The 25961-nt window shown below is 60.2% G+C and carries 22 protein-coding genes and 1 pseudogene; 9 read left to right on the top strand and 14 right to left on the bottom strand.

The window, feature by feature from the left end:
* Window position 1: 1 nt before the first annotated feature.
* A complete protein-coding gene (locus ACOYW2_RS04620) occupies window positions 2-298 on the bottom strand; it encodes a hypothetical protein (RefSeq protein ID WP_180147007.1) in 297 nt (98 codons plus the stop codon).
* A gap of 657 nt (window positions 299-955) precedes the next feature.
* Between ACOYW2_RS04620 and ACOYW2_RS04615 the strand changes: the two genes are divergently transcribed.
* Window positions 956-1531 carry a hypothetical protein gene (locus tag ACOYW2_RS04615; RefSeq protein WP_482417244.1) on the top strand — a complete coding sequence of 192 codons (576 nt, stop codon included), beginning with the start codon at window positions 956-958 and terminating at the stop codon, window positions 1529-1531.
* A 172-nt stretch (window positions 1532-1703) separates the two neighbouring features.
* Here ACOYW2_RS04615 and ACOYW2_RS04610 read toward each other — a convergent pair whose 3' ends face one another.
* The 3 genes from ACOYW2_RS04610 to ACOYW2_RS04600 all read right to left on the bottom strand — a co-directional run bounded on the left by ACOYW2_RS04610 (window position 1704) and on the right by ACOYW2_RS04600 (window position 4768).
* The gene (locus ACOYW2_RS04610) at window positions 1704-2288 is read right to left on the bottom strand and encodes a TetR/AcrR family transcriptional regulator (RefSeq protein WP_482421907.1); all 585 of its coding nucleotides are present in this window, start codon (window positions 2286-2288) and stop codon (window positions 1704-1706) included.
* Between the two features lie 61 nt (window positions 2289-2349).
* Window positions 2350-2679, bottom strand: coding sequence for a PilZ domain-containing protein (locus tag ACOYW2_RS04605; protein WP_482417246.1), 330 nt, complete (start codon window positions 2677-2679; stop codon window positions 2350-2352).
* 274 nt (window positions 2680-2953) lie between these two features.
* Window positions 2954-4768, bottom strand: coding sequence for an ABC-F family ATP-binding cassette domain-containing protein (locus ACOYW2_RS04600; protein ID WP_482769563.1), 1815 nt, complete (start codon window positions 4766-4768; stop codon window positions 2954-2956).
* Window positions 4769-5133: 365 nt separating this feature from the next.
* Here ACOYW2_RS04600 and ACOYW2_RS04595 point away from each other — a divergent pair, with 365 nt between their 5' ends.
* Entirely contained in the window at window positions 5134-5583 is a 450-nt protein-coding gene (locus ACOYW2_RS04595) for a hypothetical protein (protein WP_482417248.1), read from the top strand.
* Window positions 5584-5824: 241 nt separating this feature from the next.
* Here the strand turns inward: ACOYW2_RS04595 and ACOYW2_RS04590 are convergent, their stop codons facing one another.
* The 9 genes and pseudogenes from ACOYW2_RS04590 to ACOYW2_RS04550 form a co-directional block, all read right to left on the bottom strand.
* Window positions 5825-6247, bottom strand: a complete 423-nt coding sequence (locus tag ACOYW2_RS04590; protein WP_482769562.1) for a 4Fe-4S binding protein — start codon at window positions 6245-6247, stop codon at window positions 5825-5827.
* 12 nt (window positions 6248-6259) lie between these two features.
* Window positions 6260-8215, bottom strand: coding sequence for an aldehyde ferredoxin oxidoreductase family protein (locus tag ACOYW2_RS04585; RefSeq protein ID WP_482769561.1), 1956 nt, complete (start codon window positions 8213-8215; stop codon window positions 6260-6262).
* Window positions 8216-8453: 238 nt separating this feature from the next.
* Entirely contained in the window at window positions 8454-9701 is a 1248-nt protein-coding gene (locus ACOYW2_RS04580) for an iron-containing alcohol dehydrogenase (RefSeq protein ID WP_482769560.1), read from the bottom strand.
* Window positions 9701-10867: an iron-containing alcohol dehydrogenase gene (locus tag ACOYW2_RS04575; protein ID WP_482769559.1), complete on the bottom strand. Its 1167-nt coding sequence runs from the start codon at window positions 10865-10867 to the stop codon at window positions 9701-9703. The genes ACOYW2_RS04580 and ACOYW2_RS04575 overlap by 1 nt, the downstream gene beginning before the upstream one ends.
* A 99-nt stretch (window positions 10868-10966) precedes the next feature.
* Entirely contained in the window at window positions 10967-11494 is a 528-nt protein-coding gene (locus ACOYW2_RS04570; protein WP_482421899.1) for a hypothetical protein, read from the bottom strand.
* A 321-nt stretch (window positions 11495-11815) separates the two neighbouring features.
* Window positions 11816-12424 carry a TetR/AcrR family transcriptional regulator gene (locus ACOYW2_RS04565; RefSeq protein ID WP_180146976.1) on the bottom strand — a complete coding sequence of 203 codons (609 nt, stop codon included), beginning with the start codon at window positions 12422-12424 and terminating at the stop codon, window positions 11816-11818.
* A gap of 734 nt (window positions 12425-13158) precedes the next feature.
* Window positions 13159-15303 carry a response regulator gene (locus ACOYW2_RS04560; RefSeq protein ID WP_482769558.1) on the bottom strand — a complete coding sequence of 715 codons (2145 nt, stop codon included), beginning with the start codon at window positions 15301-15303 and terminating at the stop codon, window positions 13159-13161.
* A gap of 169 nt (window positions 15304-15472) precedes the next feature.
* The gene (locus ACOYW2_RS04555) at window positions 15473-15871 is read right to left on the bottom strand and encodes a DMT family transporter (RefSeq protein ID WP_482421897.1); all 399 of its coding nucleotides are present in this window, start codon (window positions 15869-15871) and stop codon (window positions 15473-15475) included.
* Between the two features lie 118 nt (window positions 15872-15989).
* A pseudogene (locus tag ACOYW2_RS04550) lies at window positions 15990-16346 on the bottom strand (DMT family transporter); the annotation flags it as partial.
* Window positions 16347-16747: 401 nt separating this feature from the next.
* Here ACOYW2_RS04550 and ACOYW2_RS04545 point away from each other — a divergent pair.
* The 7 genes from ACOYW2_RS04545 (at window position 16748) to ACOYW2_RS04515 (ending at window position 22915) form a co-directional block, all read left to right on the top strand.
* On the top strand, window positions 16748-17932 hold the full coding sequence (locus tag ACOYW2_RS04545) for an RtcB family protein (RefSeq protein ID WP_482769557.1): 1185 nt from the start codon (window positions 16748-16750) through the stop codon (window positions 17930-17932).
* 355 nt (window positions 17933-18287) lie between these two features.
* Window positions 18288-19124, top strand: a complete 837-nt coding sequence (locus ACOYW2_RS04540) for a glucosaminidase domain-containing protein (protein ID WP_482769556.1) — start codon at window positions 18288-18290, stop codon at window positions 19122-19124.
* Window positions 19125-19297: 173 nt separating this feature from the next.
* Entirely contained in the window at window positions 19298-20464 is a 1167-nt protein-coding gene (argJ, locus tag ACOYW2_RS04535) for a bifunctional glutamate N-acetyltransferase/amino-acid acetyltransferase ArgJ (RefSeq protein WP_482769555.1), read from the top strand.
* 19 nt (window positions 20465-20483) lie between these two features.
* Window positions 20484-20855, top strand: a complete 372-nt coding sequence (locus ACOYW2_RS04530; RefSeq protein ID WP_180146961.1) for a hypothetical protein — start codon at window positions 20484-20486, stop codon at window positions 20853-20855.
* Between the two features lie 248 nt (window positions 20856-21103).
* Window positions 21104-21433: a hypothetical protein gene (locus ACOYW2_RS04525; RefSeq protein ID WP_482769554.1), complete on the top strand. Its 330-nt coding sequence runs from the start codon at window positions 21104-21106 to the stop codon at window positions 21431-21433.
* A complete protein-coding gene (locus ACOYW2_RS04520) occupies window positions 21369-21644 on the top strand; it encodes a hypothetical protein (RefSeq protein WP_482769553.1) in 276 nt (91 codons plus the stop codon). Before ACOYW2_RS04525 ends, ACOYW2_RS04520 begins: the two co-directional genes overlap by 65 nt.
* Window positions 21641-22915, top strand: a complete 1275-nt coding sequence (locus ACOYW2_RS04515) for a radical SAM protein (protein ID WP_482769552.1) — start codon at window positions 21641-21643, stop codon at window positions 22913-22915. The genes ACOYW2_RS04520 and ACOYW2_RS04515 overlap by 4 nt, the downstream gene beginning before the upstream one ends.
* 86 nt (window positions 22916-23001) lie before the next feature.
* On the opposite strand, the gene ACOYW2_RS04510 is transcribed toward ACOYW2_RS04515, so the two are convergent.
* On the bottom strand, window positions 23002-25869 hold the full coding sequence (locus tag ACOYW2_RS04510) for a hybrid sensor histidine kinase/response regulator (protein ID WP_482769551.1): 2868 nt from the start codon (window positions 25867-25869) through the stop codon (window positions 23002-23004).
* Window positions 25870-25961: the final 92 nt, after the last annotated feature.

Below are 25961 nucleotides of genomic sequence, written 5' to 3'. Positions count from 1 at the left end.
ATTAATTGACCGTATGGGATCTGACGGAAAACCCCATTTCGCTCTCAAAGAGCCCCACCATCATGTCGAAGGTGGTCTCATCCAGAACCGAGGGCGGCCACCCGCGGCCCTCCATCGCCTTGTTGACGATGGCCACGGTAAAGCTCCCGCCGTCCCGGATCACCTGGAACACATCCTTGACCATCCGATGAATCTCATCCGGAGAGTGCCCTTTTTCAGCAAGGTGCCACAAAAGAGAGGTACACAGACGGGCCCCGTCCTTGGCTTGCCCCCCCTTTCCCACAGGAATCTGCCCCATACCCGCTCCTTTCATACCGGTTGCGAAAACGCGGACAACCCGCCCCGCTTCGCCGGTATCCGAACGTATCGTCCGTGATTGACCTGAGTCCTTCGGTGCCACAGGCGTCAAAGCACAACAGCACCATTCCGTATCGGCGAAATAACAAAACCGCCTCCACGATAAAAAGGTACCAATGCGACAACAATTTCCATTTTCCCGAAGTACCGTGATGTCAAAAGAAAATTTTGAGGTGATCGGCGTCGTGCAGCAAGAGGTTGGGGCACGGCCCCGGAGAAGGGATCAATGGGCGAAATTCGCAGCAGAGATTGACGTTCACGATCATACGATTGAATGATGACGTTTATCCATGAGACAACCCCATCAATTCAATGGGGCCTTCTCCCGAAACTGCTGGTAATATCCCGCTTTACATTATAATCTAAAGGATATATATCTGGGGTCCATAAGACACAGGTGAATTGAAGATTGTTCTCCCCAATTCAACAGACGAACCAGAAACGCCCGGTTCTCCCGCTATTCGCAACAACACTCCTCCGGCGTCAACGGTATAAGCAACATCAATCGATTCATCCCGATTTACAATCGATTCATCGTCCGCCCGGGCTTTTCCCGGCCTGTGGTGGGGCGACGGTACACACCGACATGGAGGTACACATGAGTGAATTCCTGAAAACCGTAAGAAACACACAGGGACGTTATCCCGGTAAGCGCGGCGGGAACTATACCGCCGGAAGCGGATACTATAACCAGGACCGCCGGGGCAACGAAAGACGCGGACAATCCCCACGGGGACGAGACCAGGACAACCGGGGATACAATCGTCAGGACGACCTCCTGACCCCCATACGCCAGCTCCTTGAGCAGGTCACGGAAAACCAGAGGATCCAGGAAGGATTTCTCGAGCGACAGACCATCGCATCCGAAGAGGTCGCCGCAGCATTCATCGACATCGTCAAAATCCTGGAACGACTCACCGAAGGGGCCCCCATGCCGGCCCCCCAGGAGACGGCGGCCCCGGCAGCACCGGTAAGCCTGACCCAGCTCACCGACGACCAGCTGCTCTCCCCTGCCGACGAACGCAGAGAAGCCATCAAGATCATGAAGAAGCTGAGGAAAAAAGGGGCAACCTACAAGGAGATCGCCCACTTCCTCAACGAAAAGGAGATCCCCACCTTCTCAAACAAGGGTCACTGGCACGCCCAGACCATTCACAGGCTCTGCAACCAGTAGGGCCTGGAAACAGGAAACCATCCAACCCCAGGGAGACGGCCGCCCCGGCCAATGCCCTGAGGTTGCGGTTTCCCCACCCCGGATATCGGTCTGGTTGGGCCTCTGTTTCATCGGCAACCTCACCCCGGGCACCGCGCCCGGGGTTCTTACCCTCCAGCCTGAAGAACGCCCCTTAGGATTCGCACCCCATTCCCGTCACAAGCGATGCTGCCACCTGGGCCAGTTGCCGGTAGCGCAGCCTGTCTTCGCAGGTCACGGATTGAATCACCAGCCCGTCGAGCACGGCCACCAGAAGCCGGGCCAGACCGTCGGGAAAGGGGCGACCGCCCGCCATGCGCAGATACCCGTCTTCCACAAGCTGAAACCACTGCATGTACGTGGATTCCAGGCGTTCCCTTAAAGCGGGGTTACCGGACAGGGATTCGTTTATAAGGTAGAGGTGCAGCCGGCTTCGGGTCTTGGAGCCCAAAAGCCCTTCAAACAGAATCCCCAGGACGTCTTCCCACACGGGATGCTCGTCCCCGGTCTCCATCATGGCAAACACCTTTTCCGTGATCTGGGCCATGTGGATGCCCGCGATATCAAAAACAAGATCGTTTTTCGTGGGGTAATAATAATAGAGGGTGCCCTTGCTGATGCCGGCTCTGCGCGCAACCTCAGACAAGGTGGTCTTATCCACGGATTTTTCACTGAAGCACTGCTGTGCCGACGCGATGATCCGATCTTTGCTGTCGCCTTCCTTCAGGCCCTGTTTCACATTCACCTGCCACCGAAATACCCTGCACCCCGAATGGAAGACACGGAAAACCTTGTAGGAATTACAGGCTGTTGATATAAGATTTCAATTTGTCCAGTTCCATGGTGTTTTCACACATAAAGCGAACGGCAAATCCATTGTTTCCTTTTCTTACAACATCACCGGAGAGCTTGACAAGGTCCACACCGGAATAGTCGGAAAAGAGCATCTGGACCCTCTCGCCCGTGGCCGGCCCGTTATCCGATTCGATAAAGACCCCGCCCACGCTGATATCCCGGATGGGATCTGAATAGACCCCTTCGGAGAGGGCATAATCCACATCGGTAAAAAAACAAAGTTTACGGTCATAGGCCCGTTTGGCAACCCTGCCGTCTCTGTCTTGTGTTGTCATCGGAACACCCCGCTTTGTCTTGGTAAACGGTTATGATGCGATGCCCCGCAAGGAGAATCGCTGCGCCCCGTACCCTGAGGCACCGGAGCGATGACGTCAGGTGCCGTTGACGACCGCATCAACAGTCAGGCGAATCGCCGGGAAACGCCATGGGCCGATCTGCGCGACATCGCCGCGGTGTCGCAAGGCGTCCGTTGCCAAACCGGCCCGATGGCACCTTATGCATAAAAGTATATAGAATTCAAATTGTTGTGTCCACTCTCAATTCAGAGAATCAGACGCCGGCCTCATCCTCAGCCTTAAGTTCCTCAAGGGCTTCCCAGCGGCTGTACAGGGACTCTACCTCTTTCTGGGCCTCGCCCAGGGCCCCGCAGGCTTCCTGCAGTGCCGCCGGATCCGAGGCAATGGCAGGATCGTTCACCCGGGCTTCGAGATCCGCGGCCAAAGCCTCGGCCTCACCGATCTTCTCCTCGATCTGCTCCAGCTCATACTTGTGCTTGTAGGTGAACTTTTTCTTTGCCTTGGGCTCCTGCCGCACCTTTTTCTCCGGTGCCGCCTTTTTCTGCACCGGCTTCGGACGGTTTTCCCGCCCCCATTGCTCCACCCCGCTGCAGGCAAAAGCGCCCCCCTTGTCCAGAAATCCCAGCATGGACGATGTGACGGTCTCCATGAGGTACCGATCGTGGGAGGCAAGAACCACGGCCCCCTGGAATTCACGGAGGCTCTCCTCCAGCATCTCAAGGGACGGGATATCCAGATCGTTGGTGGGTTCGTCCAGAAGCAGGACGTCGGCGGGCTGGCGCATGAGGCGCGCCAGAAGCACCCGGGCCTTCTCTCCGCCGGAGAGACGCCCCAGGGGCAGATCAAGCTGGTCGGGGGTGAAGAGGAATTTCTTGGCCCAGGTCACCACATGCAGGGGGCGGCCCCGGTAGATCACCGAGTCGCTGTCCGGGGAGAGCGCCTTTCTCAGGGGCATCTCAAGGTCCAGGGAGTCCCGTTCCTGCTCAAAATGGACGATGCGGAGTCCCTCGGCCTCGCGCACAAGCCCCTTGTCCGGGGCCTCCTTACCGCAAAGCTGACGCATGAGGGTCGACTTGCCCGTGCCGTTGTTCCCCACCAGCCCCAGGCAGGTGCCGGGGGAGAGCACAAAGGAGAGCTCCTCAAAAAGGGTCCGGTCTTCAAGGTGCCTTGCCAGGCCCTTGGCCACCACCAGCTGCCGGGTCTTGCGCTGGGTGGAGGTAAAATCCAGGTCCATCTCCCGGTTGCTGCGGTTTCGGGTCCTGACGTCGGCCAGCTCCTCCTCCATGCGCTTTGCATTGTCGATGCGGAACTGGGCCTTGGTGGTTCGCGCTTTGGGGCTTCGGGCAAGCCACTCCTTCTCCCTGCGCATCACCGATGCCAGGGCGCTCTCCTGCTTTGCCTGGCTGGACAGCAACTCGTCCCGGCGACGCAGAAACTCCTTGTAGTTGCCCTCAATCTTTAAGTACCCACCGGGGTACTGCTCACCGAGTTCCACAGTGATTCCCGTGACATTGGAGAGAAGGGCCCGGTCGTGGGTGATCATCACGTAGGCAAAATCGGCGCGCTTCAAAAGCGCCTCAAGCCAGAGAATACCGGAGAGATCCAGGTGGTTGGTGGGTTCATCCAAAAAAAGGAGATCCGGCATCTTGATCAGGGCCAGCACCACGGCAAGACGTTTTTTCCATCCCCCCGACAGGGTCTCCACCGGTGCGGACAGGTCCGGAAACTCCACCTGCCCGATGAGGTGCCAGGCTTTGCCGTAGGCCTCCGTATCCTCGGCGCAAAAGGCGTCCAGGGTCTCGTCGATGAGGGCCGAAACGGTTTTCCCCTCCTCAAAGTGGCTCTCCTGGGGAAGGTAAACCGCCCGGAAGCCCTTTTTGATGGAGACCTCTCCGGCATCCGGGGATATCACCTCGGCAAACACCTTGAGCAGGGTTGATTTTCCGGCGCCGTTGACGCCGATGAGGCCGATGCGGTCGCCCTCGTGGATATTCATGGATATGTCGGAAAAAAGGGTCCGGGCCCCGTAGGATTTGCCCAGCCCCCTGTATTGTGCGATGAGGGACATATGTCTTTTGCGTCTCTCTTTGTCCTTCGGCCTCCCCGGCACCTGAGATAAACCACCGATACGTGGGAAGCCCTAAAAAAAAGAAATCCCGTCTCCCCATGCAGTTCCCCAGTGGTAAACCACTGCCGCATGAAGGAAGACAGGCCGGTCCGTGTCCAGATGCCTGAAAAATGCCTTTTGTTTTTCTTAAAAGAGTACTACTGTTTTTGCTTTCACCATTTGGTTTTGTCGCTTCCATAGGGGGGACGCGGTGTCGATACGCATCCCACAGCCTGCCACGAGCCCTCTGACTTTACGGGCACTTGGTTCGGCCCCGCCCCCCACGGCGACATCAGCGGGGACCCGACAGCAGAAGGCAGACCGGAATGGACAAGAGTAGCAGATATATCGACATGTGCAAAGGGGCCAGAGAGATTCAGGAAACCTGGCAACACAAAACCGGGGACATCTTTGCCACCGAGGAAGGAGAGGTGCTTTTCTGGGTGCCGGGAAAGTACGGCGCCCCTGAGATCAAGAACGGCTTCGGCGTCACGCGAACCGATAAAGTCGTCACCCTTGCCCGCTACACCTGGCTGCCCCGATACAGCCAGCTCATTGAGATTGCCCAGGAGGGCTCCGCAAGCAGCTTCCGGGACGTCACCTTCCACTTCTACACCTGGCTGGACACCCCTTATGGCCCTGAGGCCGCACAACAGCCCAAAGAACTCTTTGCAACCAACGAGCAGGTATGGCTTGCCTATATAATGGAGAAACGCCACCAGAAGGTGTGGGAAGAGGCGGGATGGGTGGAAGCGGGCCTAAGGGCTAAGGGCTAAGGGCTAAGGGCTAAGGGCTAAGGGCTAAGGGCTAAGGGCTAAGGGCTAAGGGCTAAGGGAAAAAACAGGAAAGAAGGTCCTTTGTCAAGGAGATACGTGAGCCCCGGTTCATCTGCCCTCTGCCAGGCAGAGCGTGTTTCACGCCCGATCAATCGGCAACCGCCATGCCGATTTACCCGGGGAACAAAAGGTAAATCGACATGGCCTCTTCGTTTCCGCAAGGTAATAGACAGCCCGTTTATCAGGCCACGTCACGGGGGGCCAGGGTCACGGCGTCGGCGGGGCAGTCCTCCACACAGAGGCCGCAGCCCAGGCAGGCGGAGAGGTCTCCCATCTCAGGATAGCCGTTGGGGTCCTTGCCCTGGGGCGCCCCTAAGGCAAGGCAGCCCGTGGGACAGGCATCCAGACAGATCACGCAGGCCATGCAGCGCTTCCGGTCAAAGACAGGGGCGAGCCACTCGCTTTTTTTGATGCGAAGGGCCGGTATCCCGAAGGGATCGGCCACGGCTCCGGCCGGGCAGACCCGTCCGCAGCTGCCGCAGTCAATGCAGAGATCCGCCTTGATCTCGTGCGTCTCTTTCTTTTCTCCGGTAATGGCACCGGTGGGGCAGATTCGGCTGCAGGAGCCGCACCCCGTACAGTTGTCGGTAATGGTATACGCCATCTCTTCTCCCCCTTACATCGCCGCTTCGAGTTCCCGGATGGTTTCATCCAGGGGTTTTCCGGTTTCGGGGTCCCATCCGAACTGTGTCCAGTAGTCCCGCATCATCTCCTCAATGGCCACGGTGCGTCCCTTGTTGGCCCCTTGCGACTGCACCGGTCGCCCCAGGGCCCGGTCCGAAATCTTGAAACTCTTCGGTTCGATGCCGTGGCGCACATTAAAGGCCTGGCGCAGGGTCTGCACGTTGGCCCCCACCTCCATGTACTCGTTGGGGGTCAGGGTCCAGCCCGTGGCCGCGTTGAGCCAGTCGAACAGCCGCACGCGGCGGGCCCCAAGAAAGGTGCCGAACAGGCAGGCCCCGGAGCCGTTGACCACGTTCATGAACCGGCTGTTGGCCGCCCCGATAACGGCCTTCTCCTCATCGGCTTTGTACTTGCTTCCCTTCATGTACAGAGGGGTGACCTTGGGCAGACCGTCCACCACCTGCCAGAGCTTGAACATCTCATAGTAGAGCCCCGATCCCACGGTGTGCTTGCCCGGCGAAGGCTCCACGCTGTAGTGCAGGGCAAAACCGGGGTCGTTCCGGGAGTCGTGCATGGCCGGTTCCTGCCCCCCTGCGTGGACGGCAAAGGCCTCGGAACCCTTGCCGATGCGGTGGGCCGCCTGTTTGACCCCGTCGGCCAGGATGTGGCCGATGCCTTCACGGGCCACCATTTTTTCGATGAGGGTCACGATGGTCTCGCTGTCCCCCCAGCTGAGGGCCAGGCCACCGGTGTCTTTTTTGGTGAAGACCCCTTCCTCATAACACTCAATGGCAAAGGCCACGGCGTGCCCCGCGCTGATGGAGTCCATGCCCGCACGGTTCAACAGCTCGTTGAGGTAAAAGATGGAGTCCATGTCCTTGTTGAGGAGCAGCCCCCCCAACGAGAGCACGGTCTCGTACTCCGGCTTGTGGGTCTCTTTGTACTTGCCGTCGGTGCTGCAGATGCCTCCGCATCCCAGGGGACAGGAGTAGCAGTGATACTTTACCTGTTCGCACTTGGTAAAGGCTGACGGGCTGGAGCTGCGGCTCTTGAACATACCCCAGTCCTTACTCGACCCCTTCCAGTTCTTGATGGGGGAATCCCCCATCTCCACGGACATCTGGTTCATGGCCACGGTGCCCCATTTCTTGAGCATGATCTTGTACAGGATCCCGTCCTGGGCCATGACGCTGGGAAGCCACCGCATAAGGGCCCCGGTCCCCGCCATCATGGGGGCGGACATAAAAGGAGGCTGAAACTGAACCCACTTGTTGCAGATGGCGCTTAAACGCTTCATCTCCTTGCGGTTGTGGGGGACGATGCGTTTGCTCCCGGCCAGCACTAGGGCCTTGAGGCGCTTGGCACCCATCACCGCCCCCAGGCCCGAGCGAGCCGCCATGCGCCCGTAATCCGTTGCCACCCCGGAGATCAGGGAGACGCTCTCCCCTGCCGGGCCGATGCAGGCCACACCGATCCTGCGACCCTTTCTCCCCTGCCGGAAATGGGTCTCCGTCTCCACGGTGTCCTTGCCCCACACCTCGGAGGCGTCACGCAGCTCGGCCCCGTGATCGTCGATGTAGAGGTAAACCGGGGTCTCGCTGATGCCGCGCACAAAAATCCCGTCGTAGCCGCAGCGCTTGATGGCAGGGGAAAAGGTGCCGCCGCAGTTGGCGTCCCCCCAGGCCCCGGTGAGGGGCGATTTGCCCACCAGGGTCCAGCGGCCGGTAAACAGGCTCCCCGTGCCGGTGAGGAGCCCGGAGACAAAGCCGATCATGTTGTCCGGTCCCAGGGGATCGGCCCCTGCCGGAATGTGCTTATAAAGCATGTAGGCTCCCAGGCCCATGCCCGAGAGGTACTGCCGGTAAACCCGGTCCGGGATCTCTTCTTCCCGGACGCTTCTCTCCCCAAGATCCACGATGAGGACCTTGCCCATGTATCCGTTACCCATAATGTCTCCCTAAAAAGGCTACGAAAAACAGCCTCCGGCGGCCCTGCCGGGGGCCAAACTTTTGAAAAGTTTGACAAACAGGTCTTAAACCATCATTTCGAGGCTCCGCAAAAACAGTTCAGACACGTTCTCATCAGGAACATTTTTTGCGGAGCTTTTTTTCAAAAAGCGACCCGCCGGAGGCAAGCTTTTCCATGCACGTTAAGCATAGATGGCATTTTTCCGACAGGAATCTGCCCTAAGCCGTCTTCACACGGCTCAGGTCCAGGGGGTCTCCTGCCCAGGACGCCTCCATCACCATGAGGGCGTCGTCGTAGTCCACCTCCTCTGGGTTGTAAAAGATGGAGCCGTCCCCCAGGGCTGTCCGGGCGATGGCGGGCAGGTGCTCCCGAGTCACCGCCGGGTTGCCGTTCTGGTCCGTCACCTCTTTAAAAAAGCGGCTGTGGCGACCGTCGGTTGCCTCGTACAGGGCCTGATTAAACTCACGGATGCACGCCACGGTCTTTTCCGCCCGCTTGTCAGGGGCGGTGGCCGCGTAAACAGCCTCCCCTGCGATGGGGTAGAGGAGCTCTCCCGTCCACCGGCCGTTTTTGTGCATGTTGTACTCCAGGCCGTAGGGAAGCAGGATGGACATGCAGGTCCCGTGGGCCACATGGCAGACGCCCCCCACGGAGTGGCCCAGGGTATGCACCATGCCCACCATGGAGTTGGAAAAAGCGATACCGGCCAGGTTGGCAGCCGTGGCAAGGGCCAGGCGTCCTTCCTGATCCTCGGGCCGCTTTACCACGTCCATGAGGTTCCTGGAGATCAGGGAGATGGCTTCCACGGCAAAGGCATCGCTGATGGGATTCTTGGACAGGCAGGTATAGGCCTCCACGGCATGGGTCATGGCGTCCATGGCCGTTGCCGCCGTCAGGTGAGGCGGCAGGGTCAGGGTCATGCGAGGGTCCAGGACCGCGATATCCGGCAAGAGAAAATGAGAGGAAAACAAAAGCTTCCGGTTCACCGACGGATCGTTGATTACCGCCACCAGGGTCACCTCGGAGCCTGTCCCTGCGGTGGTGGGTACGGCCACCAGGGGCTTCAGGGGACGCTTAAGTACCCCGGCCCCGGAAAAATCGAGGAGGCTCTCCGCCTCTTCGGAGACCACGATGTTAACCCCCTTGGCCGTGTCCATCACCGACCCCCCGCCCACGGCGATAAGGGCGTCGCACCCGGCTTCACGGTACACTGAGGCGATGCGGTGCACGGTGCCCACATCGGAGTCCACGGGGACATCGTCCTCCACGGCAACGGCGGGCATGCCCGAGGCCAGGGCCTCTTCCACGATGGAGACAAGGCCTGCGGCCGCAACGCCCTTATCCGTGACGATCATGGGCTTTGAAGCCCCCAGGCCCTCAAGCAGGGCAGGGATGCGCTCCAGCGCCTCATGGCCTGCCACGGTCTTTACGCCGCAAAAAAACTCATAATATCCTGGGTTGTACATTAGGACACCTCCTGTGTGGCTCGGATGGGCTGGTTGTTCGGGTCGGGACGGGTCCCGTCCCAGGCGGAAAGGAGAAGACTCTCCACCTCCTGGCGCTGCCACCCCTCGGCCATGGCCGCGGCCTGCTCGCACAGCCCCTGCAGGGTCTCCTTCTCCAGGCCTGCTTCGGCAAGGCTCCGCGGAAGCCGGGCTTCGGAAAAGATCCAGAGGCGGTTGATGGTCTCCCGCACCATGGCAAGGGCGGCCTCGGCCCTCTGGTTCACGGGTGTGGCGCACAGCAGGTCCAGATCCGCCAGGGCGGAGAGCAGGCCGGAAAGATCCTGCCCCCTTACCCGGCTAATGTACTCCAGAACCGTGGGCAGCAATACGGCGGCAAGCACCTCACGGGAGGTCCCGGCCGCAGGGGAGAGCACGTCCGCCAATACAAAGGTCAGGCTTTTCCGTGCTTCGGGAAGCAACCCGCCGGAAACCGCCATGGCCGTCACAAAGGCCACCTCCTCCTCACGGGGCCCACCGGTGCCGAACAAACGTGAAAGGCGTCCCCGGGGCGCTTCCGCACGGGTCAGAAGAGGCATCAGCCCTGCCACCACCTGCCGGGCAGTAAGGCGTGCATAGGGCAAGGCCAGGGGATTCGCCTCCACCGGTTCATAGAGGCAAAGGGCCGCGGCCAGGGCACCCAGGCCTGCCTCGACCAGTCCGGCCCCGGCCTGTCCTTGAAGCATCCGCGGGTCCACGGCGATGAGATTGGGGCACAAAGACGTTCCCCGGATCACCTGATTCCCCAGGGCAGCTTCCGGAGCAGCTTCCCGGCCCGTCAACTCCAGGGTGGGAACCCAGGCAAAGGGAGCCGTCGCCGAAGCCGTCCCCCCACCTGCCAGGAGCTCTCTCAGGGCCTCGGGCCCTCCCTGGGCAGCCACGGCAAGGCACTTGCCCACATCCGTCACCGCGCCGCCCCCCACGGCAATGACGGCATCAAAGCCTCCTTCGTTGTAATGTCCCCAGACCTCGCGGACGGTCTCAAGGGTGGGCATATCCTCCACGGCATACACCCCGTAGGTAAGCCCTGACCCTTTGAACGCAGATTCCAGGGGCTTGAGCCCGCCTTTGCTGTCCAAGGCCTCGGCACACACCACCATGGGGTGGTATACAGAACCCGCCCAGGTCAAAGGGCAGGTGTTCCAGGGCCCGTGATCCGGCCCCGATCTTCGACGGAAATATAAAATCCCTCACACCCGTATCCATAACGTGCCTTCCTCCCTCCAGGTTTATAACCCGGTCACGGTTCTCAGGTAGACCTTGCTCCGCCCCAGAAGATGTCGGGACCAGGGCCAGGCGGGGTAGCGCTTGACGGCCAGTTTTGCGATAAACTTCGGCAGCAGGTAGACCTGAACGATATCCAGGACCCTGACCACGGCGCAGGCCTCGGGCACGCCGCCGTCCACGTAAAGCCGCGCCCTGGCATTGGCCGTGGGGGTGCTCTCCTGAAACGAAAAGATCATGAAAAAGGCCTGCATGTGCTTGATGGTCATGTCCAGATCAATGGACTCGCCCTTGCCCTGCCCGAGGTAACGCACCTTACCCCCTGCCTCCTTGCGCACCACCATGCGGGGGCCGTCGGGCAACACCCCCAGGGAGAACGTCAGCCCGTCCGGCAGCGACTCGAACTCCCGTTTCACGTCCTCATCCACCTTGGAGGCCGCCACGATGGCTCGGCCTACGAACCAGAGCATCAGCGTGATATAGAGTCTCTGAAACACCCTGCGCCCCGCCCTAACCTCTCTGAATTGTCCCATACCTACTCCTTGAATTCTGTGGTCTGCCTGAACCGGCTTACACCCTGACGAACTTACCGAGCCGAGAACAATGTTCGCTTTTTAGCTAAAAAAATTTACTCTCCGGCCCTCTCCACACCTCTCGGCCAGCTGGCCGACTCCATGAACATATAGCAAAGCAACGAGTACTGTCAAGGAAGCCCGGTATGCCCCAAAAACAAAAAAGCCGACCATCCGCCCTTATTCGGGCGGCATGGCCGGCTTTGCTTCATACAAAAAGCACGTGGTGAATCACCTGCCGAGGCCAGGGCCTCGGCATAACTCTCCACCTGAGACGGGACATCAGATGGATTCCAGGGACGCCCCTTCGCGCATGATGAGGAGAGCCAGCTTGTGCATGTACTCGCGACGCTCGGACTCGTTTCGGCCCGGATAGTTGCGAAAGGTCATGACAATGCCTGCAAGGGAGGCGAAGAAGGCCTGGCTGTGGAAGCGCAGGGGGGTCTCGCCGTCGGACTTTTTGACCACCTCGTCGAACATCTTGGTGAAGTAGAGGAGTACCGCGTTGAACTTCTTCAGGGCGCGGGGGTTTTCCTCTCCGCGCATGAGGAAATGGCACATCATCTGAAAGGTCGCTTCGTTGTCGATCATGTAATCCACAACGGCCACGGCAAGGGATTCAATGGTTCCGCCTGCCTTGAGACGGGTCTCCAGGAGCTGCTCGATCTTGTTGATGTCCCGGATCAGGGCCTCCACAAACAGGTCGTCGCGGCTGGGGAAATAGCGGTAAATGGATGCCGCGGAAACACCGGCTTCGCTGGCAATGTCCCTCATGCCGATCTCGTGGAAATTCTTGGTTTCGAACAGCTTCATGGCGGCTGAAATGATCAGCCCCTTTCGCACTTCTCGTTCGTTCTCTCTGAGACGCATGAACGTGGACTTGTCTGTCATTTTATATACCCTCCAAACTTCTCGGTACCGCCCGCTGGGCCGGGTACTCGTATTTTTTTAAGCAATGGCATGCCGCATCAGAAACATCGTTTTACTTCACAGGATATGACCGCCTTCCCGGAGGGGCCGTTTTCACCGATGTGCATCCCAAAGGTGGCGCAACCTTTGAGACTCCTTGAGGTAACTTGATCTGGACGACACAAAACAAAATTTACTTTAACAAATTTCGATATATACTACTGTTCATTTGGCATTGCAACACCTTCTCCCTTTTTTTATACGATCGGTATACTTCCTGGAGTAAAGGGAAGAACCGCCTTTTTCCATCCCGCTGTTTTTCAGGTGTGTTTTCATCATGTTGCCACATCAAGACCGGCTCATCACGGAAGAGGAGAAAAACCCGACAAACGGATTTTCCCTTAAGGGGAAGGGTCGGTGCCTGGCAAAAACAGCACTGTGCAGGCCTTTCGCACCGCCAGCAAGGGACTCACAACACAATGCCCGCACATGGACCGCTGGCATCAGCCACAAGCCGCCAGGATGGCACAGCTACTTGTAAAGGAAACACCAACGGTCATGAAAAGTGTATCAGATCACGGGCCCGCCATCAAACATTCAACCGGAAACCCGTTCATCGAGATACACTTATCACACACAAAACATCGTTCAATACCAAAAATAAAAAAAAGGAAACTATTCAACTGAAAAAGCCTCCGGCGGCCCTGCCCCGCGCTTCAGGGCACGGGGTAGGCAACGTCGGCCATGAACCGGTTGATAACCTCCCGCAAGGCGTTGATGGAGATGGGCTTGGAGATGTAATCGTTCATGCCCGCCTCAAGGCACCTGTCGCTGTCCTCTTTCATGGCGTGGGCTGTCATGGCCACCACAGGTACCCGAGGGTTGCTGACCCCGGTTGCCGGATCCCGGATCAGGCGTGTGGCGGCAAGGCCGTCCATTTCAGGCATCTGCACGTCCATGAGCACCAGCTCGTAGCTTTTAACCTTCAGCAGTTCCACGGCATCGGCCCCGTTTTCAGCCACATCGGCTTTGAGCCCGAGCTTGGAGAGAAACTTCTGGGCCACGAGGCGGTTGGTGGGGTTGTCCTCCACCACGAGAATGGGGTTGTCCGGGGCCTGGCCGTCCTCTGCATCTGCGGCCCCTTCGCCCCCAGGGCCCTGCCCGGCTTTTCCCGGGGATGCCGACTCCATGGCCACGGCAAGGCCGTCCAAGAGCCCCTTGACCTTCACCGGCTTGGCCACCATGGCGTGATAACCGTCGCCATCGGTCCCGTCGGTCTCCGGCGCCTTGCCCCTCTGGGTCAGAAGCAGCAGGGGAATGGCGTCTCCGCAACGTTCTTTCACCCGGCGGGCCAATTCCCCGGGCTTCATGATGGAGAGCTCGCAATCGATAATGACCAGGCTCACCGCCCGCACAGCACCGCCTGCCCGTAAAATTTCCAGGGCATGGTAGCCGTTGAGGGCCTCTTCACACCGAAGTTCCGCCGACTCCAGCAGGTTGCGAACCGACTTGCGGGTGGGGAGGCTCTCGGCCACCACAAGGTACTTCCCCTGCCGGACCCTCTCGGGCACGGCATGGGGCCGGGCTCCTGCCTGGCCACGGGAAAACACGGCGGTGAACCAGAAAAGGGCGCCCCCGCCTTCGCGCCTTCTGGCGCCGATCTCTCCGCCCATCATCTCCACGATCTGCTTGCAGATGGAGAGCCCGAGCCCCGTGCCCCCGTACTTGCGGGTGACGGAGACATCCTGCTGGGCAAAGGGAGTAAACAGCTCTTCCACCTCCTCTTCGCAGATCCCGATGCCGGTATCCGACACCTCGAATTTCAGCACCACTTGGTCCGCGCCTAAGCTCACCGGTGAAATGGAAAGCCCCACCTCCCCTTTCCCCGTAAACTTCACGGCATTGTCCATGAGGTTGGTCAGGACCTGCTTCAGACGAACCGGGTCACCGGCCAAAAGCGAGGGAACCTCCTCGCCCACAGACCCGTGGAGCGCCACATGCTTTTTGGCGGCCCGCACGGTGATGAGGTCCATCACGTCCTCCACCGCGCTTCGCAGGTCAAAGGAGATCTTCTCCAGGTCGAGCTTGCCCGCCTCCACCTTGGAGTAATCCAGAATGGCATTGATGATGGTGACAAGGGAGGTGGCGCTGCTGCGGATGATGTTGACGTACTCCAGCTGCTCGGCCCCGAGGCGGGTTCCCAGAAGCAGCTCGGTCATGCCCACCACCCCGTTCATGGGAGTGCGGATCTCATGGCTCATGTTGGCAAGGAAGGCGCTCTTGGCCCGGTTGGCCGACTCAGCCCGTTCGGCAAAGAACTTCAGCCGCTCCACGGCCTGGCGCAGTTCCAGGGTACGTTCCCGGACCTTTTCGTCCACCTCTTCGCACAGGGCCCGGTTTTCGCTGTCGAGAAAGCCCATGCAGAGGGCCTCTTCCATCCAGATCCCCAGGGACTCGGAGGCGTCGTCTCCCGAGCACGCCACCGAACGGACAAAGGGGCCCTTCGGGGCACTGCCGCCGGGGTCGTCCAGAAGGTAAAACAGGTGCACTGCGGCATGGGAGGGCACGTTTCGAAGGCATGCAGCCACCTCCTCGCTCCCCGGGGCCCCCTGCCGGGCCACCATGGCCACAAGGTTTCCGCAGGTGGAGGATGCCGCTTCGGCCTCTTTGGGCGTGGTGCACCGATACAAGGTTGTGATCCGGTCTTCGAGCCCGCGGCCCCTCAGGGCATTTGTCACAAACGCCTCGGCCTCGGCATCAAGGTCGTAGAGCAGCAGGCTGCCCCTGCCCTCAACCGGAATCAGGGATGTGGATGGATCATTGGATTCACAGGCGCCGGATGACATGGAGGTGCTTCCCATAGAACCGCCTTTTGAAATTTGTTTCATGTGCCGCCGAATTTAACCCGCATATCAGGGCCGCGGCCACAGTAAGAACCAATCGGTTTATGAATGGATTGTCGATTCATAACAGGTGCCGGACACACGTGTCAACAAGCCGAAATAACACAACTCAAGAGGCCCGGATGCCCTATGCGGCAGAAGGTCTCTGACTGAGAAACACCCCGGCAATCACCATGGCGCCTGCGCCGAACTGAATCGGCTTGAACACCTCGCCGAGCATCAGCCACCCGAAAAAAAGGGTCAGCACCGGGATCAGGTTGATGAACGCCGTGGCCTGACCCGCAGGCATCCGGCCCATGGCAAAGCTGAAGCAGAAGTAGGCCCCGAAGGTCACGAACACCCCGAGGTAGACGATGGTCCATACCGCCTCCATGGGAATGAAATCGGGGATGGGCACCTTGAGACCCCAGATGAGCAGGGCAAAAAAGAGGGCCCCCACAACGGACTGGACAAAGGTGAGGAACAGCGCGGTGTAACGGCAGGAGAGCCGCTTGAGAATCAAGGTATACCCGGTGGCCGTTACCATGGCCGGAGCAAAAGTTACGGGCGGGATTGGGCGCAGATTCCGTGGCCTCTCCGGTGAAGGTCAGCAGGCAAACCCCTGACAGGGCGACCACAAAGCCCGACGCGGTCCGCCACGTCATGGTTTCGTTGAAGATCATCCACGCCCCCACGGCCACCATCACCGGGAGCAGGGCCGTGACCATCCCCGCCTGGGAGGCGGAGGTGAGCATCAGGGCCTTGGCTTCAAAGACAAAGTAAAGGCAAGGCTCGAAAAGCCCCAGGGCCAGAAGGTACACCCAATCCCCTTTCCGATAGTCGGCGCGCCGGATCTGTCGAAAAAACAGCAGGGCACAGCAGGTGGCAACCGCCATGCGACCGAAAATAACCAGATAGGGGTCGCAACTCCTGAACGCAATCTTCAAGGCCACAAACGACCCGGCCCAGAGCACGATGGCCCCGAGAAGCGTTGCCACGGCAAGCCCTCTTTCACCCTTCATAACCGTTCACCTTTCACCCCCATTGCAAGTCATCCCGGGGATGCGGGATATCCATCACGTCAATCTCTGCGGGGAGGGCCGGGCAGTCCGTCTATCCACGGCATCGTCTCCCTGGGGCACCCCGTGCTGCATCGGGTGCGCATGGAGCTTTATCATCTTTTTATACAATTTGGAAACCACAAGGGATCCGCCCCCGCCTGCGCCACCGGTTTTCACGTGCCCGCCCCCCCTGATAATGGTATAGTAGACCCAACGATAAAGGCCTGAACTCGGCTTCCTTCCACGGGGCTCCCGCCCCTCACGGCAGCCGGTGCGGCCTTTGTGCGGACCCCGGGCCATGCATGGGGCCAGTTTTTTTTAATAAGGTGCGCTTTTTTGCCGCCACCCGAGGAGTTATTGTTATGCCGTGGGACCAACCGTCCAATACAGCGCCCCTTCCCATCAAATCCTGGTGCACCGACCTTGAAGAGGGCGCCCTGATCCAGGCGAGAAACCTGCAACGCCACCCCGCCCTGGTGGGACATATCGCCCTCATGCCCGACTGCCACCAGGGCTACGGCATGCCCATTGGCGGTGTTGTGGCGGCTGAAAATGCCATCATCCCCAACGCCGTGGGGGTGGACATCGGCTGCGGCATGGTGGCCATGCAAACGGACCTGGCCTGGGATACCCTCTCCCGAAACGAACTTCGCCAGCTCCTCACCCGGGTCAAGGAGAGGGTCCCCTTGGGGTTCTCCCGCCACAAAAAAGAACAGCCCTGGGAAGGTTTTGCGCGGCATCGTCCCCGGTTCATCAAGGACGGAGCCTGGAAAACCGCCCGGGAGAGCCTGGGTACCCTGGGGGGAGGCAACCACTTTATTGAGGTCCAGAAAGGGGACGACGGCAGCCTCTGGCTCATGGTTCACACGGGCTCCCGCAACCTGGGAAAAACCATTGCAGACCACCATCACAGGCGTGCCCTTGCCTGGTGCAGGGAAAGCGGCATCCTCCTTCCCGACGACGACCTGGCCTTTTTTCCCACGGAGACCCCGGAGGGCCTTGCGTATATCGAAGACATGGGCCTGGCCCTGGCCTATGCCATGGAGAACCGGAAACGCATCATGACGGCCCTGGCCCACGCCCTGGAGACCCAGTTCCCCTTCAGCGAAAAACGGCTGGTGAACATCCACCACAACTACGCCTCCCCGGAAACCCACCAGGGCAAAAAGGTGTGGGTCCACCGAAAAGGCGCCACCTCCGCGGGCAAAGGGGAAGCAGGCATCATCCCCGGGTCCATGGGCACCGCTTCGTACATCGTGGAAGGCCTCGGCAACCCGGCAAGCTTCCGCTCCTGCTCCCATGGCGCCGGACGGGTCATGGGCCGCAACCAGGCGTCCCGCATCCTCGATGCCGAACGCTGCAATGCCGCCATGGGGGACGTGGTATTCGACCGCTGGCACACCATCCGCCGCGGCAAGCTCAAAGGGCGCCCCGACCTCGGGGAAGCGCCCCAGGCCTACAAGGCCATCGACTCTGTCATGGCCGCCCAGGCAGACCTGACACGTCCTGTGGTCCGTCTCTTTCCCCTGGGCGTCGTCAAGGGATAGAACCCAACTCACCGCCTCCAGCCCTGTCGCCGGTGACACCCCGGCAACCGCCACCTGAAACGACCCAGCGCACACAAACCCGCGGTTGGTTTTTTCACGCAGACGCGTTGCAGCCCCTTCCGGTTTAAAAGGCCCTCAACCTCCACCGGGTTCCCGCCGATAAAAAATATCGGCGCTCGGGGTTGACAAACGGTATACGCCCTTTTAATTTGCGCCTTTCCAGACAGATACACCAGAATCAGGCATACACACCGACCGGAGCGACGGCGCACCGGCCGGATTAACATCACCCGCAAACAGGCACGGTCCCCTTTGCTTATCGGTACTTATCCAAAGGGCACCCGGGACAGCGATCATGGAAAAAAAACGAGAAACCCCCTTTTCCGCAGGCGACCACAACAGGGCCCCCTGGGCCGGATTAACGTTTCTGGTGGCACTTGCAGCCCTTTTTGTCGTCTTTTATCCCGAGCACATGGAGCCGAAAACGCCCCCTGTCCAGCCCCTGCCCCGGATCACGCCCCCGGTGGCACACACGGCCCCGGCCCTGCCCGATTTCGGTGCCATCCCTGTTGTGGTTGAAAAGAAAGAGGCCTTCTTCTCCTACATGCGGCCCATCGTCATTGCGGAGAACAACGCCATCCTCACCCTGCGCCGCCAGCTCATCCTTCTCCACGAAGCTGAGGTCCTGGGGCCCGAGGAGAGCACCTGGCTCAGCGAGCTGGCCACCCTCTACAGGCTCTCTCCCTTTTCGGCCCAAACCCCCGAGGACCGGGAGTCCCTGCTGACCCGCGTGGACATCATCCCCCTCTCCCTGGCCCTGGCCCAGGCCGCCAACGAGTCTGCCTGGGGCACCTCCCGCTTTGCCCGTGAAGGCAACAACCTCTTCGGCCAGTGGGTCTTCGGCAAAGGCAAAGGCATGGTCCCCAAAAACCGGACCGAGGGCGCCAGCCACGAGGTGGCCCGATTCGATACCGTGGCCGAGTCCGTGCGAAGCTACCTCCACAACCTCAACACCCTCTGGGCCTACAAACCCTTACGTGATATCCGCAGGGAGCAAAGGTCCATGGGGGTGGAACCGGACGGAGAGTCCCTTGCGGCGGGCCTTGTACGCTATTCCAGCCGGGGTGAGGCGTACATCCGGGAGATACAGCAACTTATACGCACAAACAACTCTCTCTTGAGCAAAAGGTAGACACACGAAGAAGATTTACCGTTGAAACCTTTGTTCAACCTCCAGACATTTCATTTCATTCATCAATCACGCGACACAGGCCACTTTTGCGTCAAAATGTTTATTTCAGTTATTGTGGCAAACTGTGTTTTATACTATGAGATAAATCAACCACCCAGATCAGGAGCATGATCATGAAGTTCCATACCCCATCTGTCATGGCAAAGGGGTTTCGCTGCGCCAGCATGAACTGCGGAATCAAGGAAGAGGGAAAGGACCTCTCCCTGTTTCTTTCCGACGTCACCGCCAACGCCGCAGGCGTCTTTACCCGCAACCTCTTTCCCGGGGCCCCCGTTGTGCTGGGCCGTGAGATCATCCGCAACGGAAAGCTCCGTGCCGTGGTGGTCAACAGCAGGGTCAGCAATGTCGGCACCGGCGAGGAAGGCATCGAAAACGCCCGCCGCATGGCCCGTGCCACAGCACACGCCTTTGATATCCCCGAGCAGGAAGTGATCATGAGCTCCACCGGCGTCATCGGGCGCCAGCTCCCCATCGAAAAAATCGAAGCAGGCCTCACCAAAATCGGAGAGGGCCTGACCACCGACCCCCTGGTGGGGGCCGAAGGGATCATGACCACGGATACCTATGCCAAGGCCATCTCCCTTGAGGTGGAGGGCGCCACCCTCACCATCATCGCCAAGGGTTCCGGCATGATCGAGCCCAACATGGCCACCATGCTGGTGTACATTCTCACCGATGCGGAGATCCCGGTCCCTGCCCTGGACCGCATGCTCCGCGAGGCCGTCAAAGACTCCTTCAACATGCTCTCGGTGGACTCGGACACCAGCACCTCGGACACCTGCCTGGCCCTGGCCAACGGACTGGCCGGGCCCGTGGACCACATCCTGTTTGCAGAGGCCCTGAAGGCCGCCTGCGTCGAAATGACCAAACTCCTGGCCCGGGACGGCGAAGGGGCCACCAAGCTCCTCACCGCAACCGTCACCGGGGCCGTCAACGATACCGAAGCCCGGTTCATTGCCAAAGCCCTGATCAACTCCCCCCTGATCAAAACCATGGCCTACGGCGCCGACCCCAACATCGGCCGTATCCTCATGGCTGTGGGCAAGTGCACCCACTGCACGGTTGCACCGGAAAAGCTCTCCATCACCATCAACGGCACCCTGGTCTACGCGGACCAGGCCCGCGTGGACTTCGACGAAGCCAAGGTCCGCAGCCTTCTTTCGGGCGAGCATGTCGCCATCGTTGTCTCCCTTTCCACGGGAGATGCCTCGGCCACCGCCTACGGCTGCGACCTCACCGAAAAGTATATTGAAGAGAATGCAGCCTACTATTCATCATGACAAGGGGAGACGTGAAGCGATGCATGAAATCAGAGTGGATCTCGAGAAAAACCGGCTCTATTTCACCCTGGGACGGATCAATCAGGCGGATGAACTTGCCGAGATTGTCCACAAAATGCAACGGGCGGTACACCAATTGTCCCGGGGATTTACCTGCATCACAGACCTTCGGCACTACATGCTGGCAGACGGTCTCTCCGAGAACTTCATGCGCCACTGCCAGGAGGCCCTCTGGGACTCGGCCATCGGCCGGGTGGTTCGCGTCAAGGCCGCGGAGCGGACAACGCCCCACTTCCCCCATGAGCACCAGAGCCTGGTCTGGCCCGCTTACAGTGTGACCTCGGCCCTGAGCCTGGAAGAGGCCGAGACCATGCTGGACCACTCCGTCTGATTTTTTCCAAAAGCACGTCGCCCTGCCTCCGGCAGGGCCCCCGTCACACCCCGGCAGGCTCCGTTAGGCCTGCCGGGACCGCCCCCTCCTTTTTGCCCCCCTTTCCCTTCCTGTTCCATCCTGTCATTGTGCTGATGCCTGTGATAAGGTAGCTCTCTTTTTCGCCTTGATTAATAAGGCACGGCACCACAACACACGCGACCCAAGCCAAGGGCTTCGGTCTGAGAACAAGACGAAGGATGGACCCCATGAACACACCCCACCGTTTTTTACCCGCCACCCGCAAGGAGATGGACGACCTGGGCTGGGAGCGCCCCGATGTCATCCTGGTGACCGGAGACAGCTACGTCGATGCACCGGCCATCGGTGCGGCCGTGGTGGGCAGGGTCCTGGAACGGGCCGGGTTCAAGGTGGCCATCATTGCCCAGCCGGACATCCAGAGTGACCGGGACATCACCCGCCTGGGAGAACCGGCCCTCTTCTGGGTGTGCCACCAAACATGGCCTGGACTCCATGGTGGCCAACTACACGGCCTCGGGCAAAAAGCGCAAGCGCTGCGACTACACCCCGGGGGGTGATAACACCCGCAGGCCCGACCGTGCCGTCATCGCCTACACCAACCTCATCCGCCGCCATCACAAGGGGAGCCCGGTTCCCATTGTCTTAGGGGGCATTGAAGCAAGCCTTCGCAGGGTCCCCCACTACGACGCCTGGCAGAACCGCATCCGCGGCTCCATCCTCTTTGATTCCAAGGCAGACTACCTGCTCTACGGCATAGCGGCGTGGTGAAAGCTGCCAAGGCCCTGGCCTCCGGGGACTCCCCCCATGACATTGCCGGCCTCTGCCGAAAATCCGACGCCCCTGTGCCCGGTTACCTGGAGCTGCCCCCTCTTGAAGAGGTCAAAAAGGACAAAGAGGCCTTTTCCCGAATGTTCACGGCCTTCAAGGCCAACGCCGATGCCATCACGGCCCGGGGCCTCATCCAGAAACACGACACCCGCTACCTGGTACAGAACCCGCCCCAGCCGCCCCTTTCCGAAGGGGAACTGGACGACGTCAACGAGCTTCCCTTCACCCGGGAACTCCACCCCCTGTGCAGCAGCATGGGCGAGGTACGGGCCATGGAGACCATCCGGTTTTCCATCGCCACCCACAGGGGCTGCTACGGGGATTGTAACTTCTGCGCCATTGCCCTTCACCAGGGCCGCACGGTCTCCAGCCGAAGCGAGGACTCCATCCTGAGGGAAACCAAAACCCTCACCACCCTGCCCGGCTTCAAGGGGTATATCCTCGATGCAGGGGGCCCCACGGGCAACATGTACGGGTTTGAATGCGAGAAAAAGCTGAAAAAAGGAGCGTGCAGCGACCGGCGGTGCCTCTACCCGTCCGTCTGTCCCGCCCTGAAACCGGATCACTCCCGGCTCATCTCCCTGCTTAAGAAGATGCAACGGGTGCCCGGCATCAAAAAAGTCTTCTCCGCCTCGGGGATCCGGCCGGACCTGGTTCTGGCCGACAAGAAAAAGGGGGACCTCTACCTCAAAGAGGTGGTGGCCCACCACACCTCGGGCCAGCTGAAGATCGCACCGGAGCACACCAGCGACAAGGTCCTCTCCCTCATGGGCAAGCCCCAGACCGAGCTGATCCGGTTCCGGAACCGATTCCTGGAACTCACCGAACAGGCGGGCATGCCCCAGTTTCTCACCTACTACTTCATGGCGGCCCACCCGGGCTGCGGCCAGAAAGAGATGGAGGAGCTGGCCCGGTTCTGCCGCACCGAGCTGCACACACGGCCCGAACAGGCACAGATCTTCACCCCCACCCCGTCCACCCTCTCCACCCTCATGTACGTGACGGAAAAGGATCCTGAGACCGGAAAACCTGTTTTTGTGGAAAAGCAAAAGGAAGCCAAGGAGCGCCAGAAAGCCGCTCTCAAAGGCACAGGACAGGGACACGGACGGGACAAAGGCAGAAAACCGTCAGGGGACAGAAAAAAACACGCCCCGGGCCCCGGACGAAAGCCCGGCAGGCACAAGGGCGCGCCACGTAAAAAAAGTCGTTAATACGAAACGATTCGACTCAAACAAGCCTCCGGCGACCTTGCCGGAGGCTTTCTTTTTGGACCGGTGTTGGCCATAGAAGGCCAGCTTCAGGATGTGACCCGGTCCAGGACTTCGGCCAGCTCTTTCAGGGTAAAGGGCTTGAGCAGGATCTCGGCCCCCTCCACATGACCCAGGGAACTCCGTGTCGTGGACTCGGGCCGCCCGGAGGTCACCACCAGGGGCATCTCCGGGGCATGGCTCCGCACGGAGCGCACCATGTCCACACCGCCCACGCCTGCCGTGAACAGATCCATTACCACAGCCTCGTATTTCTCAGGAGCCCCTGCAAACACCTCCAGGGCCTTCTGCCCGTCTGTAAAGGCTTCCACCTCATAGCCCAGCCTGCCCAGCACCTCCCGGGCCAGGTCAATGAGAATCTCCTCCTCATCCAGCAACAGCACCGTGCCCTTGGCCTCATCCGTGGCCCGAGCCCCTTTCGCTCCGTCGGCCCCGAGGGGTGTGATGGGAAGGTAGACATGGAAGGTGGCCCCTTTTCCCCGCTCGCTCTCCAGGCTCACGGCACCGCCGTGATTCAGGACAATCCCGTGCACCACGGCCAGTCCCATGCCCGTTCCCTTGCCCACCTCCTTGGTGGTGTAGTAGGGCTCGAAAATCCGCGAGGCGATCTCCGGGTCCACCCCGTGGCCCGTATCCGAAACACTTAAGCGCACATAGGGCCCTTCCGGCAGGTGCAGGGCCAGCGAGAGGCTCTCCTCCACCGTCACCTCCTCGGCGTGGACCCAGATGGTGCCTCCCCCTTCGCCGATGGCGTGAAAGGCGTTGGTGGCAAGGTTAATGATGATCTGATGGATCTGCACGGCGTCGGCCACCACCCGCAGCTTGCCCTCCCCTGCCGTAAACCGGACGTCGATGGTGGAGGGCAGGGAAGCGCTGAGAAAGCCCACCGTCTCCTTAAGGTGCTCCCGAAGGTAGCAGGGCTCCCGTTTCTGTTTGTTCCTCCGGCTGAAGGCAAGGATCTGGGCCACTAGGTCCCGGGCCCTCTGGCCCGCCTTCTCGATCTGCATGATCTTTTCCCGGGCCTTGACGTTCTCTTCGGAGATGTACATGAGGGCCAGGCGTGTGTAGCCCATCACCGCCATGAGGATGCTGTTGAAATCGTGGGCGATGCCCCCTGCCAGCACCCCGATGGACTCCATCTTCTGGGCCTGCCGCAGCTTGCGCTGAAGGGCTTCGCGCTCCCGCTCCAGGTGACGGCGCTCCGTGATGTCCCGGGAGACCAGCAGGATCTCCCGCGCCTTGCCCTCCCCGTCCCGGAGAAAACGGGCCGACAGCTCGCTCCACACCGGGGAGCCGTCCTTTCTGGTGAGCTCGGTTTCAAAAATAAAGGCATTGCGGGAATGGCCGCCCCGCACAGAAATGGCATGGCTCAGGACCGAGCGAATCTCCCGCTCCGACTCGTCGGAGAGCACCACATCCACCCCCTGCCCGATGAGCTCTTCCCCTTCATACCCCAGGTGCTTGACCACCGAAGGGCTCAGGTAGGTAAACTCCAGGGGATCGATGCTCAGGATGCCAATGGTCTCCATGACGTTGTCCGCCAGGAGCCGGGAGCGTTTCTCGCTCTGCTCCGCCTCCTCCTGGGTCCGTTTTCTCTCGGCGGCCTCCTCCACCAGGGCCCCGGTATGCCGGGAAAGCTCCTCCTGGAGGCGGCTCAGGTTCTGGTAGACCGTGGAGTTGTACAGGGCGATGGAGACAAACTCCTTGATGCGGCTGACAAAACGCTCCTCCCCGAGGGTCAGGCCCAGCCGCGCCGATTTCTGGGGAAAAAGAACGAGCCCCAGAAGTTCTCCGTACCTGGAGAGGGAGACGATGTACCCGCACCCGCACTGGTAGGAAAGGCCAGGTTGCCGGCGGCCTGGGCTTCCGGCGCGCCGCTCCACCTCCCGCCGGTCCAGCGGGACCTGAAGCAGCGAAAGCCAGCGATGGGTGGCCTCGGACAGCTCCAGGGCCCTGCCCGTGTCCTCCTCCAGGAACCCCTCCCCTTTCCGCGTAAAAAAGACCATGCCCCGGATGCGCAGGGTCTCCCCCACGGTCCGGCGGAACTCGTTGATCATCTCGTCGGTGCGACGTAACAGAAGGATGTTCTCGGAGAAATGGGACTCCACCTTTTTCAGGTCAAACCGTGACCCCTGGATCCCGTCGAGATACGGCAACATCACCAGCAGGGCCCGGTAGTTGAGATAAAACCAGCAGAGGAGAAAGAAAAAAAGGCTCAAGGGATCGATGGAAGAGAAGTAGGGGTGGATCAGGTAAAGCAGGCCCAGGTTCGGGGCCAGGAGCACCACCGCAGCCACGCCGCCTGCCAGCAGAAACCGGACCACGGCGCAAAGATTCGGCAGACGATCCCGAAACACGGCGCAGGCAAGGGTCGCCATGGGGAAAAAGAGCAAGTTCCCGGGGGCGTAAAGCGAAAACCCGGACAAGGGGACCAGGTTCAGGACAAAAAGCACCACCGCGCACACCACGGAGCCCACGGCAAGCCGGAGATTCCGTCGCTCCTCCACGGAGTACACCCACCCCATGCGGCCGCTGCTGAGCCGGATCAGGTACCCGGCGGTCAAGCCGCACACCAGCAGGTGAAGGCAAAAAAGCGGTCCGGTATCCGCCACCACCCCCCAGGGATACCGATGCACCCCCTGGACATACCAGGGGGTCAGGCTCGCCCCCGACACCACCAGGGTCAGCGTCAGGCCGATGCGCTCCATCCTCTCGTTCCTGAGGTCCAACCAATTGTAGATAAAATAGAGATGGGCCAGGGAGACCCAGGCCAGGAGCAGATAGTGCAACCGCTCCGCCACCACGGACAAAGTCACCGATACCAAGGGCTGGACAATAAAAAACAGGGCATCCAGGGACCAGAGCAGACAGATAAAGGGAAAAAACGGGTTTTCCACCCGGAACCGTCCCTTGAACCTGGAGGCAACCGCCAGGAAAAGGCCGCAAAACACCGTCAAGACTGCCGGTACATAAAATATCAATTGCGCAT

Source organism: Desulfoluna sp. CLI2B, from assembly GCF_056847375.1.
Note: the sequence above shows the minus strand (reverse complement) of the source record. Positions and strands in the feature narration are given on the sequence as shown.

What these genes read in the sequence shown, in the direction of transcription:
- ACOYW2_RS04620 (WP_180147007.1), bottom strand. Translation starts at nt 298, where the DNA reads ATGGGGCAGATTCCTGTGGGAAAGGGGGGGCAAGCCAAGGACGGGGCC.
- ACOYW2_RS04615 (WP_482417244.1), top strand. Translation starts at nt 956, where the DNA reads ATGAGTGAATTCCTGAAAACCGTAAGAAACACACAGGGACGTTATCCC.
- ACOYW2_RS04605 (WP_482417246.1), bottom strand. Translation starts at nt 2,679, where the DNA reads ATGACAACACAAGACAGAGACGGCAGGGTTGCCAAACGGGCCTATGAC.
- ACOYW2_RS04600 (WP_482769563.1), bottom strand. Translation starts at nt 4,768, where the DNA reads ATGTCCCTCATCGCACAATACAGGGGGCTGGGCAAATCCTACGGGGCC.
- ACOYW2_RS04595 (WP_482417248.1), top strand. Translation starts at nt 5,134, where the DNA reads ATGGACAAGAGTAGCAGATATATCGACATGTGCAAAGGGGCCAGAGAG.
- ACOYW2_RS04590 (WP_482769562.1), bottom strand. Translation starts at nt 6,247, where the DNA reads ATGGCGTATACCATTACCGACAACTGTACGGGGTGCGGCTCCTGCAGC.
- ACOYW2_RS04585 (WP_482769561.1), bottom strand. Translation starts at nt 8,215, where the DNA reads ATGGGTAACGGATACATGGGCAAGGTCCTCATCGTGGATCTTGGGGAG.
- ACOYW2_RS04580 (WP_482769560.1), bottom strand. Translation starts at nt 9,701, where the DNA reads ATGTACAACCCAGGATATTATGAGTTTTTTTGCGGCGTAAAGACCGTG.
- ACOYW2_RS04570 (WP_482421899.1), bottom strand. Translation starts at nt 11,494, where the DNA reads ATGGGACAATTCAGAGAGGTTAGGGCGGGGCGCAGGGTGTTTCAGAGA.
- ACOYW2_RS04565 (WP_180146976.1), bottom strand. Translation starts at nt 12,424, where the DNA reads ATGACAGACAAGTCCACGTTCATGCGTCTCAGAGAGAACGAACGAGAA.
- ACOYW2_RS04560 (WP_482769558.1), bottom strand. Translation starts at nt 15,303, where the DNA reads ATGGGAAGCACCTCCATGTCATCCGGCGCCTGTGAATCCAATGATCCA.
- ACOYW2_RS04555 (WP_482421897.1), bottom strand. Translation starts at nt 15,871, where the DNA reads ATGGTAACGGCCACCGGGTATACCTTGATTCTCAAGCGGCTCTCCTGC.
- ACOYW2_RS04545 (WP_482769557.1), top strand. Translation starts at nt 16,748, where the DNA reads ATGCCGTGGGACCAACCGTCCAATACAGCGCCCCTTCCCATCAAATCC.
- ACOYW2_RS04540 (WP_482769556.1), top strand. Translation starts at nt 18,288, where the DNA reads ATGGAAAAAAAACGAGAAACCCCCTTTTCCGCAGGCGACCACAACAGG.
- argJ (WP_482769555.1), top strand. Translation starts at nt 19,298, where the DNA reads ATGAAGTTCCATACCCCATCTGTCATGGCAAAGGGGTTTCGCTGCGCC.
- ACOYW2_RS04530 (WP_180146961.1), top strand. Translation starts at nt 20,484, where the DNA reads ATGCATGAAATCAGAGTGGATCTCGAGAAAAACCGGCTCTATTTCACC.
- ACOYW2_RS04525 (WP_482769554.1), top strand. Translation starts at nt 21,104, where the DNA reads ATGAACACACCCCACCGTTTTTTACCCGCCACCCGCAAGGAGATGGAC.
- ACOYW2_RS04520 (WP_482769553.1), top strand. Translation starts at nt 21,369, where the DNA reads ATGGTGGCCAACTACACGGCCTCGGGCAAAAAGCGCAAGCGCTGCGAC.